17 protein-coding genes and 1 pseudogene are annotated in these 15,031 nt (G+C 71.6%); 7 read left to right on the top strand and 11 right to left on the bottom strand.

Annotated features, from left to right (window positions below; all coding sequences use genetic code 11):
• Nucleotides 1-117: 117 nt before the first annotated feature.
• Nucleotides 118-1,197, bottom strand: a complete 1,080-nt coding sequence (locus KUM44_RS33840) for an NADH:flavin oxidoreductase/NADH oxidase (protein ID WP_217213580.1) — start codon at nt 1,195-1,197, stop codon at nt 118-120.
• A gap of 145 nt (nt 1,198-1,342) precedes the next feature.
• Here KUM44_RS33840 and KUM44_RS33835 point away from each other — a divergent pair, with 145 nt between their 5' ends.
• The gene (locus KUM44_RS33835) at nt 1,343-1,696 is read left to right on the top strand and encodes a helix-turn-helix transcriptional regulator (RefSeq protein ID WP_217213579.1); all 354 of its coding nucleotides are present in this window, start codon (nt 1,343-1,345) and stop codon (nt 1,694-1,696) included.
• Nucleotides 1,697-1,725: 29 nt separating this feature from the next.
• Here the strand turns inward: KUM44_RS33835 and KUM44_RS33830 are convergent, their stop codons facing one another.
• Nucleotides 1,726-3,069: an FAD-dependent oxidoreductase gene (locus KUM44_RS33830; RefSeq protein WP_217213578.1), complete on the bottom strand. Its 1,344-nt coding sequence runs from the start codon at nt 3,067-3,069 to the stop codon at nt 1,726-1,728.
• Between the two features lie 226 nt (nt 3,070-3,295).
• Between KUM44_RS33830 and KUM44_RS33825 the strand changes: the two genes are divergently transcribed.
• Nucleotides 3,296-3,805, top strand: a complete 510-nt coding sequence (locus tag KUM44_RS33825; protein ID WP_217213577.1) for a DUF6214 family protein — start codon at nt 3,296-3,298, stop codon at nt 3,803-3,805.
• On the opposite strand, the gene KUM44_RS33820 is transcribed toward KUM44_RS33825, so the two are convergent.
• Both KUM44_RS33820 and KUM44_RS33815 read right to left on the bottom strand, forming a co-directional pair.
• Nucleotides 3,740-5,119, bottom strand: coding sequence for an MATE family efflux transporter (locus tag KUM44_RS33820; RefSeq protein WP_254390489.1), 1,380 nt, complete (start codon nt 5,117-5,119; stop codon nt 3,740-3,742). The genes KUM44_RS33825 and KUM44_RS33820 overlap by 66 nt on opposite strands.
• Entirely contained in the window at nt 5,116-5,799 is a 684-nt protein-coding gene (locus tag KUM44_RS33815; RefSeq protein WP_217213576.1) for a DUF305 domain-containing protein, read from the bottom strand. Before KUM44_RS33815 ends, KUM44_RS33820 begins: the two co-directional genes overlap by 4 nt.
• 64 nt (nt 5,800-5,863) lie before the next feature.
• On the opposite strand from KUM44_RS33815, the gene KUM44_RS33810 reads away from it, so the two are divergent.
• Entirely contained in the window at nt 5,864-7,366 is a 1,503-nt protein-coding gene (locus KUM44_RS33810) for an LVIVD repeat-containing protein (protein ID WP_217213575.1), read from the top strand.
• Here the strand turns inward: KUM44_RS33810 and KUM44_RS33805 are convergent.
• The 4 genes from KUM44_RS33805 to KUM44_RS33790 all read right to left on the bottom strand — a co-directional run bounded on the left by KUM44_RS33805 (nt 7,354) and on the right by KUM44_RS33790 (nt 10,300).
• A complete protein-coding gene (locus KUM44_RS33805; protein ID WP_217213574.1) occupies nt 7,354-8,040 on the bottom strand; it encodes a TetR/AcrR family transcriptional regulator in 687 nt (228 codons plus the stop codon). The two genes, KUM44_RS33810 and KUM44_RS33805, sit on opposite strands and share 13 nt — an antisense overlap.
• 151 nt (nt 8,041-8,191) lie before the next feature.
• Nucleotides 8,192-8,935 (bottom strand): HAD family hydrolase, encoded by a 744-nt coding sequence (locus tag KUM44_RS33800; protein WP_217213573.1) that lies wholly within the window; start codon nt 8,933-8,935, stop codon nt 8,192-8,194.
• A 74-nt stretch (nt 8,936-9,009) separates the two neighbouring features.
• Entirely contained in the window at nt 9,010-9,681 is a 672-nt protein-coding gene (locus KUM44_RS33795; protein ID WP_217213572.1) for a phosphatase PAP2 family protein, read from the bottom strand.
• 79 nt (nt 9,682-9,760) lie between these two features.
• On the bottom strand, nt 9,761-10,300 hold the full coding sequence (locus tag KUM44_RS33790) for a DUF5134 domain-containing protein (RefSeq protein ID WP_217213571.1): 540 nt from the start codon (nt 10,298-10,300) through the stop codon (nt 9,761-9,763).
• 121 nt (nt 10,301-10,421) lie between these two features.
• Between KUM44_RS33790 and KUM44_RS33785 the strand changes: the two are divergent.
• Nucleotides 10,422-10,727: pseudogene (locus KUM44_RS33785) on the top strand (FUSC family protein); the annotation flags it as partial.
• Nucleotides 10,724-11,260, top strand: a complete 537-nt coding sequence (locus KUM44_RS33780; protein ID WP_217213570.1) for a MarR family winged helix-turn-helix transcriptional regulator — start codon at nt 10,724-10,726, stop codon at nt 11,258-11,260. The pseudogene KUM44_RS33785 and the gene KUM44_RS33780, both read left to right, overlap by 4 nt.
• 26 nt (nt 11,261-11,286) lie before the next feature.
• Here the strand turns inward: KUM44_RS33780 and KUM44_RS33775 are convergent, their stop codons facing one another.
• Nucleotides 11,287-12,051 (bottom strand): VOC family protein, encoded by a 765-nt coding sequence (locus KUM44_RS33775; RefSeq protein ID WP_217213569.1) that lies wholly within the window; start codon nt 12,049-12,051, stop codon nt 11,287-11,289.
• 170 nt (nt 12,052-12,221) lie between these two features.
• Between KUM44_RS33775 and KUM44_RS33770 the strand changes: the two genes are divergently transcribed.
• On the top strand, nt 12,222-13,136 hold the full coding sequence (locus KUM44_RS33770; RefSeq protein WP_217213568.1) for a GNAT family N-acetyltransferase: 915 nt from the start codon (nt 12,222-12,224) through the stop codon (nt 13,134-13,136).
• Between the two features lies 1 nt (nt 13,137).
• Here KUM44_RS33770 and KUM44_RS33765 read toward each other — a convergent pair whose 3' ends face one another.
• The gene (locus KUM44_RS33765) at nt 13,138-13,530 is read right to left on the bottom strand and encodes a VOC family protein (RefSeq protein WP_217213567.1); all 393 of its coding nucleotides are present in this window, start codon (nt 13,528-13,530) and stop codon (nt 13,138-13,140) included.
• Nucleotides 13,531-13,597: 67 nt separating this feature from the next.
• Between KUM44_RS33765 and KUM44_RS33760 the strand changes: the two genes are divergently transcribed.
• Nucleotides 13,598-14,149, top strand: coding sequence for a GNAT family N-acetyltransferase (locus KUM44_RS33760; RefSeq protein ID WP_217213566.1), 552 nt, complete (start codon nt 13,598-13,600; stop codon nt 14,147-14,149).
• A 70-nt stretch (nt 14,150-14,219) separates the two neighbouring features.
• Here KUM44_RS33760 and KUM44_RS33755 read toward each other — a convergent pair whose 3' ends face one another.
• The gene (locus tag KUM44_RS33755; RefSeq protein WP_217213565.1) at nt 14,220-14,903 is read right to left on the bottom strand and encodes a glycerophosphodiester phosphodiesterase family protein; all 684 of its coding nucleotides are present in this window, start codon (nt 14,901-14,903) and stop codon (nt 14,220-14,222) included.
• Nucleotides 14,904-15,031 lie beyond the last annotated feature (128 nt).

Here is a 15,031-nt window from a genome sequence, read left to right as displayed (position 1 = left end):
CGGCCGAGGCGAGTCTGCCAACCCAGGGGCGCGGGGAACTGCGCGAGCAACCACTACGAGCCGGTAGTCGCACGAATACAGAACCACCCCGTGCAGGCGATCAGCACGAGCAGACGATCAAACAGACCGGTGGTACTGGTCCGGCACATGCACGTCCCCGCCGAGCTCCCGCGCGGCCTCCCGAGCCCAGGACGGCCTGCGTAGCAACTCCCGGCCGAGCAGCACCGCGTCCGCCTCCCCGTTGGCGACGATCTTCTCGGCCTGCTCGGCTTCGGTGATCAGCCCCACCGCTGCGACCGGCAACGAGGTCTCGGCCTTCACCCGCGCCGCGAACGGCACCTGGTAGCCCGGCCCGACGGGGATACGGGCGCCCGCGGCGTTGCCGCCGGTGGACACGTCCAGCAGGTCGATGCCGTGGGCCCGGAGGTCGGCGGCGAAGCGGACCGTGTCGTCGGCGGTCCAGCCGTCCTCCTCCAGCCAGTCCGTCGCGGAGATGCGGAAGAACAGCGGCTTGTCGTCCGGCCACACCTCCCGTACGGCGTCCACGACCTGGAGGGCGAAACGGGTGCGGTTCTCGTACGAGCCGCCGTACTCGTCGGTGCGGTGATTGGAGTACGGGGAGAGGAACTCGCTGATCAGATAGCCGTGGGCGCCGTGGATCTCGGCGATCTCGAAGCCGGCCGCGACGGCGCGGCGCGCGGCGTCCGCGAACCGCCGCACGATCTCCTGGATCCCGGCGACCGTCAGCTCACTCGGCACCGGGTACCCGTCGGCGAACGCGACCGGGCTCGGCGCCACCGGCTGCCACCCGTGCGCGTCCGCACCCAGCGGAGCACCGCCCCGCCAGGGCTGGTCGGTGGACGCCTTGCGGCCGGCGTGGGCCAGCTGGATCGCCGGCACGGTGCCCTGCGACAGCAGGAAGCGCGTGATCCGGCGGAACGCCTCGACCTGTGTGTCGTTCCAGATGCCCAGGTCGTACGGCGAGATCCGGCCCTCGGGGCTGACCCCCGTGGCCTCGACGATGATCAGGCCCGTGCCGCCGGCCGCGCGGGCCGCGTAGTGCGCGAAGTGCCAGTCGTCGGGAACACCCGCGTCGGGGCCCTCGGGTGCGGCCGAGTACTGGCACATCGGGGGCATCCACACCCGGTTCGGGATCGTCACATCGCGCAGGGTGTAGGTCTCGAAGAGCGCACTCACGGCGGACTCCATTCGTCACGGGGACCAGCGGTCGACTCGTACGATAGACGTCGTAGTACGGGAAGTGTCAAACTACGAGAGGCCTCGTACAATGGAGGGACCCGACCACGGGGAACCTGAGGAAACCCGACGAAGTGGAGCCGCCGTGACCAGCGCCGCTGTCAGCAGCCGTGACCTCCCGCATCCGACGCGCGAGGAGATCCGGCTGGAAGGCGTGCTGCACGCACTGTCCGACCCGATGCGGATGCAGATCGTGCGCGAGCTCGCCGCCGTCGGCGACGAGCTCTCCTGTTCGCACTTCGACCTGCCCGTGACCAAGTCCACCACCACGCACCACTTCCGGGTGCTGCGCGAGAGCGGTGTCCTCCAGCAGGTCTACCGGGGCACGGCCAAGATGAACGGCCTGCGCAAGGACGACCTGGACGGCCTCTTCCCGGGACTTCTCGACCGCCTCCTCGACGCTGCCACCCGCCAGGCCGCCCGCCTCGGGGGCGCCTGAACCGCGGCGGCCCTGCCGCCCCGCGCCCCTTACGGGGTGCTCTCGTGCGCGGCAGCCATGAGCGACTGCCAGTCCGGGAGCTTGACCACCCCGCGCCCGAGCGACGCCCCCAGCTCGGCCTCCGCCCGCTCGATGGCGCACCAGCCCGTCCACTCGACCGGCTCGACCCCCTCGGCGCGCAGGGCCGCGAGGGGGTCCTCAGGCCTGTCTTCGCCTGCGAGCACGGAGGCGTCCGCCAGGAGAGCCGTCACCGTCTCCTTGGCGTCCGAACGGTTCGTGCCGATGACGCCCGTCGGGCCCCGCTTGATCCAGCCGGCCACGTACTCGCCCGGCGCGACGCTGCCCTCGCGCAGGACGCGCCCGGCGAGGTGCGGCACCGTGCCGGTCGCCGGGTCGAACGGCAGTCCCTCCAGCGGCACTCCGCGATATCCCACCGAACGCAGCACCAACTGGGCCTCGATGTCCTCGTACCGGCCCGTCCCCGTCACGCCGCCTTGTCCGTCTGACACCGTCCGCTCGAAGCGCACCGCGCCCACGCGCCCGCCTTCGGCGAGGAGTTCGACGGGGCGCAGGAAGAAGCGCAGCCGGATGTGGTGACCGGCGTCGCGGGGCGGGCTCTCGGCCCAGCCGCGCAGGACCTCCACGTTGCGGCGCTGCGGGGCGGGCAGCCCGGACGGGTCGGCGTAGGCCGGATCCAGCGCCAGTTCCCTTGGGCCCACGGTCACGTCGGTGTCCGGCAGGGTGCCCAGCTCCCGTAGCTCCTTGGTGGTGAAACGTGCCTGCGACGGGCCGCGCCGCCCGACCATGCTGACGTCGCTGACCCGGCTCGCGGAGAGCGTGGTGAGCGCGGCCTGCGGCATGTCGGTGGGGGTCAGCTCGGCCGGGCCCCGCGCCAGCATCCGCGTGACGTCCACGGCGACGTTCCCGACGCCGATGACGACCGCCGACCGCGCGCCGAGCACGAACCCGTCGTCCACGGCGTCCGGATGGGCGCTGTACCAGGACACGAACTCGGTCGCCGACCAGCTGCCCGGCAGGTCCTCGCCGGGGATCCCGAGGTGCCGGTCGGTGGCGGCGCCCACGCAGTACACGACGGCGTGGTACAGCTCCCGCAACCGGTCGGCCGGCACCCCGCCCGGGCCGATCTGGACGCCGCCGAGGAACCGCACCCGCTCGTGCTCCAGGACCGCGCGCAGGTTGTTCTGGAGGGACTTGATCTTCTCGTGGTCCGGCGCCACCCCGTACCGCACCAGGCCGTACGGGCACGGCAGCCGGTCCAGGACGTCGACGAGAACGTCGGGGTCCTGCTGCACCAGGTTCTGGGCGGTGTAGCACCCGCCCGGTCCGGAGCCGACGACGGCGACACGCAGCACTGCGGAACTCCTCGTCCGGGGACCTTCGGGGATCTTCGGGGATCTTGGGGATCTCGCGGAGTCGCTCTCGAGTCCAGCATCGCACCGCTGCCGCTCCGCTGACAGGGTGCTGTGCGCGTACGGGACGCGTGTTCGTTCGTATGGAGTGTGATCATGCGGTTACGTTGCGTGTGTGCTGGAAGCATCCTTTCTTAATCTTTCCGATCGCCCTGCGACGGATGGTGCCGTGTCCGTGTGGCCCGCGTGGGAAGTGCGGGACGGCACCGGGGCCACGGCGTGGTTCGGGCTCCGGCTGGAGTTCGACGACGGCGCCCATGTCGACGCGGTCGCCGTGGTGGCCGAGGGGTGCGTCTCCATCGAGGACGTACGGGCCGAGCCGGCGCTCTCCCTGGACGACCTGGCGGCGCTCGCCGACTGGATCGAGGAGCCGCTCTCACAGGCCTGCGGCATCGGGGCCGTACCGGACGAGGATCCCGGACCGGAGGGCGCCGACACGGATACCGCCGGACCGGACGGTGAGAACGCCGCCGGACCGTGTCCGGCCGGGTCGGGCTGGCCGCGTGGCATCGAGGGACAGTGGCTGGTGGCGCAGAAGTACCGCGCGGCTCAGGAGCAGGGGGCCGACCCCGTCCTCGCCGTCATGACGGCCACGGGGTTCGGCCGCCGCAAGTCACTCCGGCTGATCGGCCAGGCCCGTGACGCCGGTTTCCTGACGCGGCGCCGGGCCCGCCACTGAGCGGGAGGGCGCGCTCGCGCCGACGCCCGCGCTGTGACGGTGGAACGAGGCCCACTTCGTCACCGCCTGGAGCAGGTTCGCGCCGGCCAGTGCCGCCCACAGGGCGGCGAGCCCGCCGGCCTCGGCCACGGGGACGGCGACCGCGGCGAGCGCCCCGAACCATATGGCGGTGGACGCGAGGCTCGGCACGGTCCGCCTGAGCCCGATGAGCGCGAACCCGGCGAGCGCCTGAAGGGCGTCGGTGACCACCACCAGCAGGACCAGGGGCAGTTGCCGCACCACCTGGGGGAGGAGCGCGTCGTCCGAGGTGAACATCGGTACGACCGAGTGCCGGCAGAGCAGCAGGACGGTACCGAGCACGGTGATCGCGCTCAGCGTCACACCGACGCCCGCCCACAGGCTTCGCCGCAGGCCCGCGACGTCCCCCTCGTTCGCGGCGCCGGCTGTCAGCGGAATCATGGCCTGACCGACCGCCACCGCCACGGTGAACATCACGTTGACCAGCGACTCGGACACGCCGTGGACGGCCGCGCCGTCCGTGCCGATCCGGGCGGCGGCGAACGTCAGCACACCCAGCACCGCGAACTTGATCAGCACCGTCCCCGCGAGCGGGATCCCCACCGCGGCCAGCCGCAGCATCCGGCGCGGATCGGGCCGTCCGGGGTGCAGCGGGCGGCCGGCCAGGACGGTACGGCGGCGCAGGGTGCTCTGGTTGACCCATGCGCCGACCAGGGCGGCGGCGAGCATGGCGAGGCCCGCCCCGGTCAGGCCGTACCCGGGAAGGGGGCCGGGCGCGCCGACCAGCAGGACCGACAGCGTGACGGACGTGGCGGTGCTCAGCAGCCCGGCGCGCATGACCTGGGCGCTGTGGCCCAGGGCCACCAGGACGGACGTCGCCGACTGGCCGACGGCGACGAGCAGCACGCTTCCCGCCAACAGCCAGGGGAGGACGCCCAGTTGGTCCAGTACGGCGACGGGTGCCCCCGCCGCACGGCCGATCAGCGGTACCGAGGCGACGGCCGCCGCGCACACGCCGCCCACGGCAAACGCCAGCCACATCGCGTTCCGGACGATCGGAAGCAGTGCATCCGGCTCGCTCTTGCAGGGCACGACGAACGGCATGACGCCGCGCAACGCGCCCGCGACGGTCGCGGTGGCCGGAGCGAACACCGCGAGGGTCACCGCGAAGGCCGCGAGGGAGACGGTCCCGTGCAGGCCGAGCAGCGCCGTGTCGACGAGCGCGCCCGCCGACGCGGCCAGGGTGCTGAGGTAGAGCGGGAGGGCCGCCTTCGCGATCCTCCGGACGGCGGTCAAAGCATGTCCCGCATCCGCGAGATCTCGCTTGTCTGCTGAGCGACCACCTCGTCGGCCATCTCCTCGATCCGGATGTTGTTGCCCTGCCCCTTCACGTCCGTGGCCATGGTGATCGCCCCGTCGTGATGAGTGATCATCAGCGTGAGGAAGAGCTCGTCGAACGCCTTCCCTTGCGCGGTGCGCAGTTTGGCCAGCTGTGCCTCGGTCGCCATGCCGGGCATTGCACCATGGTCATGGCCCTCGCCCTGCTCGGACTTGCCATGGCTCTTCAGCCAGCCCTTCATGGCCGTGATCTCCGGCCCCTGCGCGGCGGCGATCCGCTCGGCGAGCTTCTTGACCTTCGTCGACTCGGCGCGGTCCGGGACGAGTTCGGTCATCTCGAGGGCCTGGTCGTGGTGCTCGATCATCATCCGCGCGTAGGCGACGTCCGCCGAGTTGGGGGAGTCGTCCTCGGTTCGCTGCCGTGCCGCCTCCTCGGTGGACAGCACCCGGTTCGACTCGCCCGGCTTGCCCGGCACGATCACCGAAGGCCCGTCCCCCGCGGCCGACTCGGAGCCGGAACCGGAGTCGCAGCCTCCGAGCACGAGCACGGCCAAGGCGGCCAGTGAGGCCGTAACTCGGCGCGCCCGACGGAGCGGCGCCTTCGTTACATGTTCACGGCACGCTCTTGAAATGTGCATGACGGAGACCATACTCGGGCGTGCATGAACCCTTCCAGTGCGCACGGTACAAGGGAGGAAAACAGTGATCCTGTTCAGCAGCCCTCGAACGCGGCACAGACGTCTGGCAGTTGGTGCTGCCGCCGCCGGACTCCTCGCCGCGCTGCTCACCGCGCAGCCGGCAGCCGCGATCCCCGACCCCGGGGACGGCCCCGTCGCGGAGAAGGAGGTCTCCGACAGCACCCGGGCCGAGGTGCGAAAGGCCCTCAAGGACGGCGAGATACCGGGCAAGGACGAGATCGTCCACTCCGACAACATCCAGCACCTGGCCAACGTCCCCAAGGACGCGCTCCCGGGCACGAACTCGGACCTCGCCTTCCAGGGCAGATACGCCTTCGCGGGCAACTTCAGCGGTTTCCGCATCTTCGACACCAGCAAGCCGACGGCACCGAAGACCATCGCCCAGGTCCTGTGCCCGGGCTCGCAGAACGACATCTCCGTCTCCGGCGACCTGCTGTTCCTGTCGACCGACTCCTCGCGCAGCGACAGCAGCTGCAACAGCACCACCCAGCCCGCGACCGAGAAGTCGTCGTGGGAGGGCATGAAGGTCTTCGACATCAGCGACAAGCGCAACCCCCGCTACGTCGCCGCCGTCGAGACCGCCTGCGGCTCGCACACCCACACGCTGGTGCCCGAGCGCAGGAACGTCTACGTCTACGTCTCCTCGTACTCGCCGAGCGCCGCCTACCCCGACTGCCGGCCCCCGCACGACGGCATCTCCGTCATCAAGGTGCCGCGCAAGGCCCCCGAGAAGGCGGCGGTCGTGGGCTTCCCGGTGCTGTTCCCCGGCGAGGGCCCGGACGGCGGAGGCAACCCCGGCTCGCCCACCAACCCGGGTGTCTCCAAGACCACCGGCTGCCACGACATCACGGTCCTCGCGGACAAGGACCTGGCCGCCGGTGCCTGTATGGGGGACGGCATCCTGTTCTCCATCAAGGACCCGGAGCGCCCGAAGGTCATCGACCGGGTCCAGGACAACGTGAACTTCGCGTTCTGGCACTCGGCGACCTTCAACCAGAGGGCGGACAAGGTCGTCTTCGCCGACGAGCTGGGCGGCGGTGGCGCGGCCACCTGCAACGCGGAGATCGGCCCGGACCGCGGTGCTGACGGCATCTACGACATCGTCGGCAAGGGCGACAAGCGCAAGCTGGTCTTCCGCAGCTACTTCAAGATCCCCCGCCACCAGGCGGACACCGAGAACTGTGTCGCCCACAACGGCTCGCTGATCCCGGTCAGGGGCAAGGACCTCATGGTCCAGGCCTGGTACCAGGGCGGCATCTCCGTCTGGGACTTCACCGACTCGGCCCACCCGAAGGAGATCGCCTACTTCGACCGCGGCCCGCTGACCACGGACACGATCAGCTCGGGCGGCTCGTGGTCGGCGTACTACTACAACGGCTACATCTACTCGAACGAGATGGCCAGGGGCTTCGACGTCCTGAGGATCGACGACCGGCGCACGGACCCGGCCCGCTGGGTCCACCTGCGCGAGCTCAACGTCCAGACACAGCCGGACTACTTCGACTGATCGTCCGGACAGCCGGGTGAGGACCCGGTGGCGAAGAACCGCGACAGATCCGTGTCGCACGTCCCGCCGGGCACGGCCACCGAGTCCGGCGGGACTCCCATGTCCCAGTCGAGCCGGTAGCGCTTGAACAACTCGGCCCGCAGCACCGGCACGGGCATCGCCACCCCGGGCACCAGAGCCGCGTAGACGGCGCCCATCAGGAGCGAGCGCAGCATCGGGTAGTCGGTGTCGACGTCCTGCGAGCCGACCCCCGCGCAGACCTCCCGCAACAGCTCGGCCAGGCGCCGCTGCTCAGGGCACTGCATGAAGCCCTCGGCCTGGAGGATCCCCGCCATGTGCTGGCGCATCAGCACGGGCCGGTCCCGGGCGAGCCCCAGGATCGCGTCGATGGCCCTGGCCATCCGCTCCCGGCCGTCCTCGGTGCGGGGCTCGCGCTCCAGCGCCTCCTGAAGCGTGCGGTGCATCAGCCGGTGCACGGCGGACTGCACGAGCTGGCGTTTGCCCGGGAAGTAGTACGACACCAGACCGCGCGCCGAGCCCGCCCGGTCCGCGATGTCGCCCAGCGTCGTCGCCTCGTAGCCCTGCTCGCCGACCAGCTCCACCGCCGCCTGGAGAAGCCGCTCCCGGGAACGCCGCCGCAACTCTTCATTGACCGAGGCGCTGCGCGGGGACATGCTGTAACTCCTGCGTTGACTGGCTGCCAGCCAACTATACTCAGCGCGTCCGGCCCGGCCTCCATTCGGCCTGGTCGGGGTTGCTGTCTGCCCTGGGCGACGCGGGGGATCGTCCAGGGCGGGCCCGACCCCCTCCAATGGTCGCCGGAGGCTACTCGTTCTCCGGCATCTCCTGCCGCGGACCGGCGCCGTTCGCCCGAGTCGCGGCGCCCACCAGATCCAGTACCGGCCGCAGCGCGTCGGGCCGCTGTTCGGCCGGCAGGTGGTCCACGAAGTGCACCGCACAGCCCAGCGCCGCCGCACCGCCGTCGGCCCGCCGGTTGTCGCCCACCATGACCACATCGCGCGGATCGGCGTCGAGCGCCGCGCAGGCGGCCGCGAACAGCCGCGGGTCGGGCTTCTGGATGCCGTGCTCGTAGGACAGCACATAGGTGTCCACGTATGGATCGAGGCCGTGCTCCCGGAACACCGGGCGCGGATCCCAGCCGATGTTGCTGACCACCCCCACCCCGATGCCGTGCTCGCGCAGCGTCCGCAGCACCTCGGCGCTGTCGGGGTACGGCCTCCACGCGGCCGGTGCCATGTGGCGGTCGTAGAGCAGGTCGTGCAACCGGTCGTCGGGGAGCCGTACATGCCGTGAGAGCCCGGTGTAGGCGGCCCGGTGCAGCTCCGCGCTCTTGTCCCGGACTCCCCAGACGCTCGCGACGTCCTCGGGCAGCCAGGACGGGTCGACCCCGCCCGGCAGTGCCCCCATGGCCTCCAGCGCCCGAGCCGCCTCGACCAACTCGGTCTCGTCGAACTCCACTTGGGCCTCGGCGAGCGTTCCGCGCAACCAGGACTCGGTGGACTCGACACGGAAGAGGGTTCCGGAGAAGTCGAACAGGACGGCGGTCATGGTGCGGATCCTACGGGGCCACGTCGCACCGCGCGGGAAGATCGCGCGGGCCGCGCACCGAACCGGCCGCGCCCTCAGCGCCGTTGCCGCGCGTGCACCTCCACCGCCAGCACCACGACCAGGGCGCCCAGCAGCCAGCCGCCGACGACGTCCGTGGCCCAGTGGACGCCCAGCCACACCCGGGTCAGTCCGACACCGGCCACGGAGACCGCGGCCACGGCGACGGCCGTACGCCACAGGGCGCGTCCGGCGCCGTAGTGGTGCAGGAGCCACAGCAGCAGGCCGCAGACCACCGTGGCCGTCATGGCGTGGCCGGAGGGGAAGGCCGCGTAGTGGGCGGAGTCGACGGGGTCGGACCAGACCGGGCGCGGGCGGTCGACCACGGCCTTCAGGGTCTGCTGGATCAGCGTGGCGAGCAGACACGTGGCCACCAGCCACACGGCCGTCCAGCGCGCTCGTCTCCGCCACACGAGCCAGATCGCGACCGCGAACGTCAGGATGCGCATCGTCCACGGATCCCAGACCCAGTCCGTCAGGATGCGGAACGCGTGCGTGACGCCGCTTTCCTCGAGCGCCCAGCGGTGCGTGGTCTGCGCGACGTCACCGTCGAAGGTCATCAGCGGGTACCACCGGACCGCGACCAGGGCGAGCAGCAGCACGGAGCCCACGGCCAGGGCGCCGGCCCAGCGGGCGGTCCTGCGCTCGGCCGGCGGGCGGGGCGGGGAATCAACGGACTGGGTGTGCATACTGCGATCCTCGCCGACGGATGGGGCGAGAGGCCAATGCGGGGGTGGGTCCGCGACGCCTGCCGGGCTTTCCGGGGTTTCAGAGAGCCAGCAACATCGCCACCATCGCGATCCCCATCGACAGCCGGCAGGCCCGCGCCAGCTCCGGACGGTCGCCCCAGCCGCCGCCCCCGCCCCCGCCCGCCACGGGCACCAGCCGGACGCCGGACAGCAGCACATAGCCCGTGAAGTACAGGAGCAGAGCGCCCGTCACGAGCGGAATGCCCGGATCGCCGTGCCCGCTGTGACCGCCGGGCGAGACGGCCATCGCGACCGCCATGTAGACCATGGCCGTGGCCCCCACCAGGTGATGCAGATGATGCGCGCCCTCGCGCGCCGACCACAGGGCGTGCAGGGCGGCGGCACCGAACACGGCCGCGTAGACGGGCCAGGCCCACGCCGGCGGTGTGAACACCGCGGCGGGCACCGCCATCGCGGCCATCCCGAAGCCCATCAACGCCTCGCCGCCCGCGGCCCGGCGCTGCTCCTCGACCTGGCTGCGCATCCGCAGCAGACAGTAGGCGCCGGTCGCCGCACACAGCGCGACCAGCAGCCAGCCGTACGAAGCCGGTCCGTGCACGCACGCCTCCTCGCTCGACGGTCCCGAACAGTCCGTCGATGCCCCCGTGGTCGGGCGCGCACGCGAGCGCAAGGGTGTACACGGGGAGCATTCGACGGAGCACGGCAGGTCACCGTAGGTCGGCGCCGAGGCGCTGATCGGCCGCAACTACTGGCTCGGCAGCGTCTGCGTGACCCCCATGGCGCTGCTCATCACCGAGTTCGCCGGGTTCCAGGAACCCGGGCGGCTGATCACCGAGCGGGTCGTGGACACCGTCGTCGGCGCGCTGGTCGGGCTCGCCGCCGCCGTGGCCGTACCCGACCGGCGGCGGCAGCGGGTCGTGCGCACCGAGCGGACCGGACCCCGTACGCTCGCGGCCACGGGTCGGAGTCAGGGACCGCGCCCGGACCGACGCACAGGCGAGACGACGGAGGGCGTACGGCCATGACGGCGACGAACGGCGGGCCGACCGGGACGAGACAGGACACGGTGGCCGCCGTGGTCCGGCAGTGGCACAGCGTCCACCCCGATCTGGACACCGCCCCGATGGAGATCATCGGCCGGATCAACCGCTGTGCCGCCCTGCTCCAGCAGGCCGAGGACGCTCCGCTGCGCCGGGCGGGCCTCAGCCGCCCCGAGTTCGACCTGCTCGGCGCGCTGCGCCGCACCGGCCATGAGCTGACGCCCAGTGAACTCGCCCGCGAGACCTTCTCCTCGGGCGCCGCCGTCACCAAACGCCTCAAGCAGCTCACCGAGCGCGGCCTGGTGGAACGCCGCGGCGACACCCGCGACCGCCGCGTCGCCCACGTCCGCCTCACCGACGCCGGCCGGGACCTGGTCGACGGCATCCTGCCCGAGCAACTCGCGTACGAGACGACGGTACTGTCCGGCCTCGCCCCGCAGGGCCAGGGCGAACTCGCCGCTCTGCTGGGCGAGTTGCTCGGCGAGCTGGAGGGGCGGCTCGGCGCGCTGCGCGGCTGACCCGACCCGGCTGGTTCTCGCGTCCGTCACTTCTCGTCGGCCGCGCGGTACACCCCGAACACCGCCCCCTGCGGGTCCCGCAGCACGGCGATGCGCGGCCCGTCGGGGACAGAGGTGGGCTCCATGAGGACGGTCCCGTCCGCCGCCGTCGCGCCCGCCGCCGTGGTGTCCACGTCCTCGACGGCGAAGTACGGCAGCCAGTGCGCGGGCACCTCGTGCGGGAACTTGTCGTCCATCGTCACCATGCCGCCGAAGTCGGCGCCGTCGATGCCCCACTGCGTGTACTGCTCCGAGGCGTTGACGCTCCAGCCGAACACCGTCGTGTAGAACTCCACGGCCCGTTCGGGGCTCCGGGTCAGCAACTCCACCCAGCCCAGCGCGCCGGGTGCGCTCAGCAGCCCCGCACCCGGGAACGAACGCGCCTGCCACAGCTGGAAGACCGCCCCCGTCGGGTCCACGGCCACCGCGAAACGGCCCACGTCGAACACGTCCATCGGACCGACCAGCACCGTGCCGCCCGCGTCGGTCACCTGAGCGGCGGCGGCATCCGCGTCCGGCACCGCGAACGACACGTTCCACGCCACCGGCTGCCCCTCCTGGTACAGCGGCGTCAGCGCGGCCACCGCCGCGTCCCCGAGGTGCGCGATCGAGTAGCCGCCGGCCTCGCTCCGCGGATCGGTCTCGGCACGCCAGCCGAACAGCCCCTCGTAGAACCGCTTCGCTGCGGCCAGATCGCTGGTGCCCAGCTCCGTCCAGCAGGGCCCGCCGGTCACCGGTTTGTCGAGCTTCATGGCGTTCCTCCCGGGGGAAAACCCCCTCCAGCACGCTAAGCCCGGCGCGGGGCGCGGGCCAGCCGGCCGGCGAAACCCACTGGAGCCGGGTGCCGCCCCCGACGTACCCTCGACCCCGTACCGCATCGCGTGGCGGCCTCCCGACACCGTTCTCCGACCGGAGGTCCCGCATGCCCGCGCTTCAGGTGCGCCCCTTCCGCCGCGCCGACCGCGACCAGCTCACCGAACTGATCAACGCGCACGTAGCCGCCGTCGTTCCCGGCGTCTCCGTCTCCGTGAACACGGTGCTCAGCGCTCTGGAGCGACAGCCGGACGAGTTCATCACCGACCCCTGGGTGAGCGAGCGCGTGACCCTCGTCGCCGAACAGCGCGACCACGTCGTGGCCGCCGCGCATCTGCTGCGCTACCGGGCGGACGACGAGGTCGCTGCGGACTACCGGGACATCGGCGAGATCGACTGGTTCGTCCGCCGTCCGCCCGCCTCCTTCTGGCCGGACTCCGACGAGGCCGCCGACCTGCTGATGAACGCCTGCCTGGCACAGCTGGCCCACTGGAACGTACGCGCCCGGTATGCGAGCGGCGATCTCCCCGCCCCGGCCGTCTACGGCCTGCCCCGCAACTGGCCGCACATCCGCGCCCTCTACGAGCGCGCGGGCTTCCGGCACACCGGGGGCACGGAGGTGATCCTGATCGCGCGGGTCGCCGATCTGCCGCACCACGAGCCACGACCGGACGTCGCCGTCGACCGCACGCTGGGGGAGTGCGGCACACGCTTCACGGCGTACGCCGACGGCCGCGTCCTCGGCTTCATCGAGGTCGACACCTCGCTGTCCCGCGCCGAACGCCACACGCGCGGCGCGGGCCTCGCCGACATCGGCAACCTGCACATCGACCCTTCGGCGTACGGCGAGGGCCTGGAGCGCCGGCTGCTCGGCCAGGCCGCCGACTGGCTGCGACTGGGCGGGGTGGACCGCGTCCTCGCCTACGAGGCAGCCGACGACGGCACGCTGATCGACCATCTGACCTCGGCCGGATTCCGGGAGCTGACCCGCACCGACCGCCGCTGGGAGCACCGCCCGCGGTGACTCAGATCCCCGGCCGGTAGCGCAGCGGATGATCCGCCGGCACCTCTACCAGTACGATCCGCGTCCCGTCCGGGTCCGCGATCCACATCTCGATCAGGCCCCACGGTTCCTTCACCGGTGGCCGCACGATCTCGACGCCCTTGCCGCGCAGCTCGTCGTGGGCCGCCGCCACGTCCGCGACCTGCATCCACAGCTGGACAGCCGGGGACGGCGGCGTCTCGGAACGGCCGGAGACCTCCAGGAAGCCACCGCCGAGGAAGTAGACGGTGCCGCGCTCCGGCCCCGTTCCGAACTCGCGGTAGACATCCAGGCCGAGCTGCTCGCCGTAGAAGACCCGGGAGCGCTCGGGGTGGGTGGGACGCAGGAGAGTCCGTCCGCTCAGTACGTGCACCATGCGGTCGGATCCTAGGGCGTTACGCTCTGCGGTGCCGAGTCGTGCCCGAGAAGTGGAGAAGCACCCCATGGACACAGCCGCGACCACCGCCGTCGGCGGCCTCACCTTCCGCGACGCCACCGAAGCCGACGTGGACACGCTGGTGGCGCTGATCGAGTCCGCGTACCGCGGTGACTCCAGCCGATCCGGGTGGACCACCGAGGCGGACATCCTCGAAGGACAGCGGACCGACCCGGAGGGCGTGCTGGAGGTCGTCAAGTCGCCCGACAGCAGGCTGCTCACCGTCGAGCGGGACGGGACGGTCGTCGCCTGCTGCCAGCTCGAGCACCGCGGCACCCATGCCTACTTCGGGATGTTCGCGGTCAGCCCCGCGTTCCAGGGCGCCGGACTCGGCAAGGTGATCATCACGGAGGCGGAGCGGCAGGCCCGCGCGACCTGGGGCGCGACCGAGATGCACATGACGGTGATCTCCGTACGCGACGATCTGATCGCCTGGTACGAGCGGCGCGGCTACCGCCGTACGGGACGGATGACCCCGTTCCCGTACGGCGACGAACGCTTCGGCATCCCGCAGCGCGACGACCTTCAGTTCGAGCTGCTGGTCAAGGAGCTGGTGTAGTCATGGCGGTCGGGCCGCGTCCCCACCAGGGGCGACCGACGGCGCGACCCCGCTCCACCCGGCGGAGCGCTCACGCGGTGAAGCGGCCGGTGCGCTTGATCTCCGGGTAGTCGGTCGTCGCGCCGTCCAGTTCCAGGGCCCGTACGAGACGCAGGTGGTCCTGCGTGTTGACCACCCAGCCGATGATCTTCAGGTCCGCCTTGCGGGCGTGCTCCACGACCTCCAGGGTGAGGCGGCGGATGTTGAGGCAGACGGTCGTGGCGCCGACCGCGACGGCGCGGTCCACGACGTCGGTGCCGTAGCGGCTGGCGATCAGCGCGGTCCGTACCCCGGGCACCAGGCGGGCGATCTCGGCCACGGCGTCGTCGTGGAACGAGGACACCTCGACCCGGGAGACCAGATCTCGCCCGGTCATCACCTCGGCGAGCGCCCGTGCCGCCGCGACGTCCTTGATCTCGGCCTGGAGCGGTGACTTCACGGCGTCCAGAACTTCCTCGAAGACGGGCACGCGCTCGCCGCGGCCCGCGTCCAGGGCGCGCAGCTCGGCGAGGGTCTTGTCGGCGATGGCGCCGGAGCCGTCGGTTGTGCGGTCCACGTCGGTGTCGTGCATGACGACGAGGGCGCCGTCCTTGCTCAGGTGGAGGTCGAGTTCGATGACGTCGAGGCCGGCCTGCTGGGCGGCGACGAAGGAACGGAGGGTGTTCTCGGGTTCGACACCCATGACTCCGCGATGACCGATGGTAAGGAAGTTCAAGGTTCAACTCGCTTCCGTCGACGGCGGCTCGGCGCGCGCGCAAACCGGAGCGGGGTGTTCGCGCGGCAGATCCGCAGCCTAGTGGCCCGGGCGCGTGATGAACCCCACGTGTACACAGGGTTTGCGCC

Source organism: Streptomyces sp. AC550_RSS872 (assembly GCF_019049285.1).
GTDB lineage: Bacteria > Actinomycetota > Actinomycetes > Streptomycetales > Streptomycetaceae > Streptomyces.
This window is presented reverse-complemented; position numbering and strand designations above follow the sequence as displayed.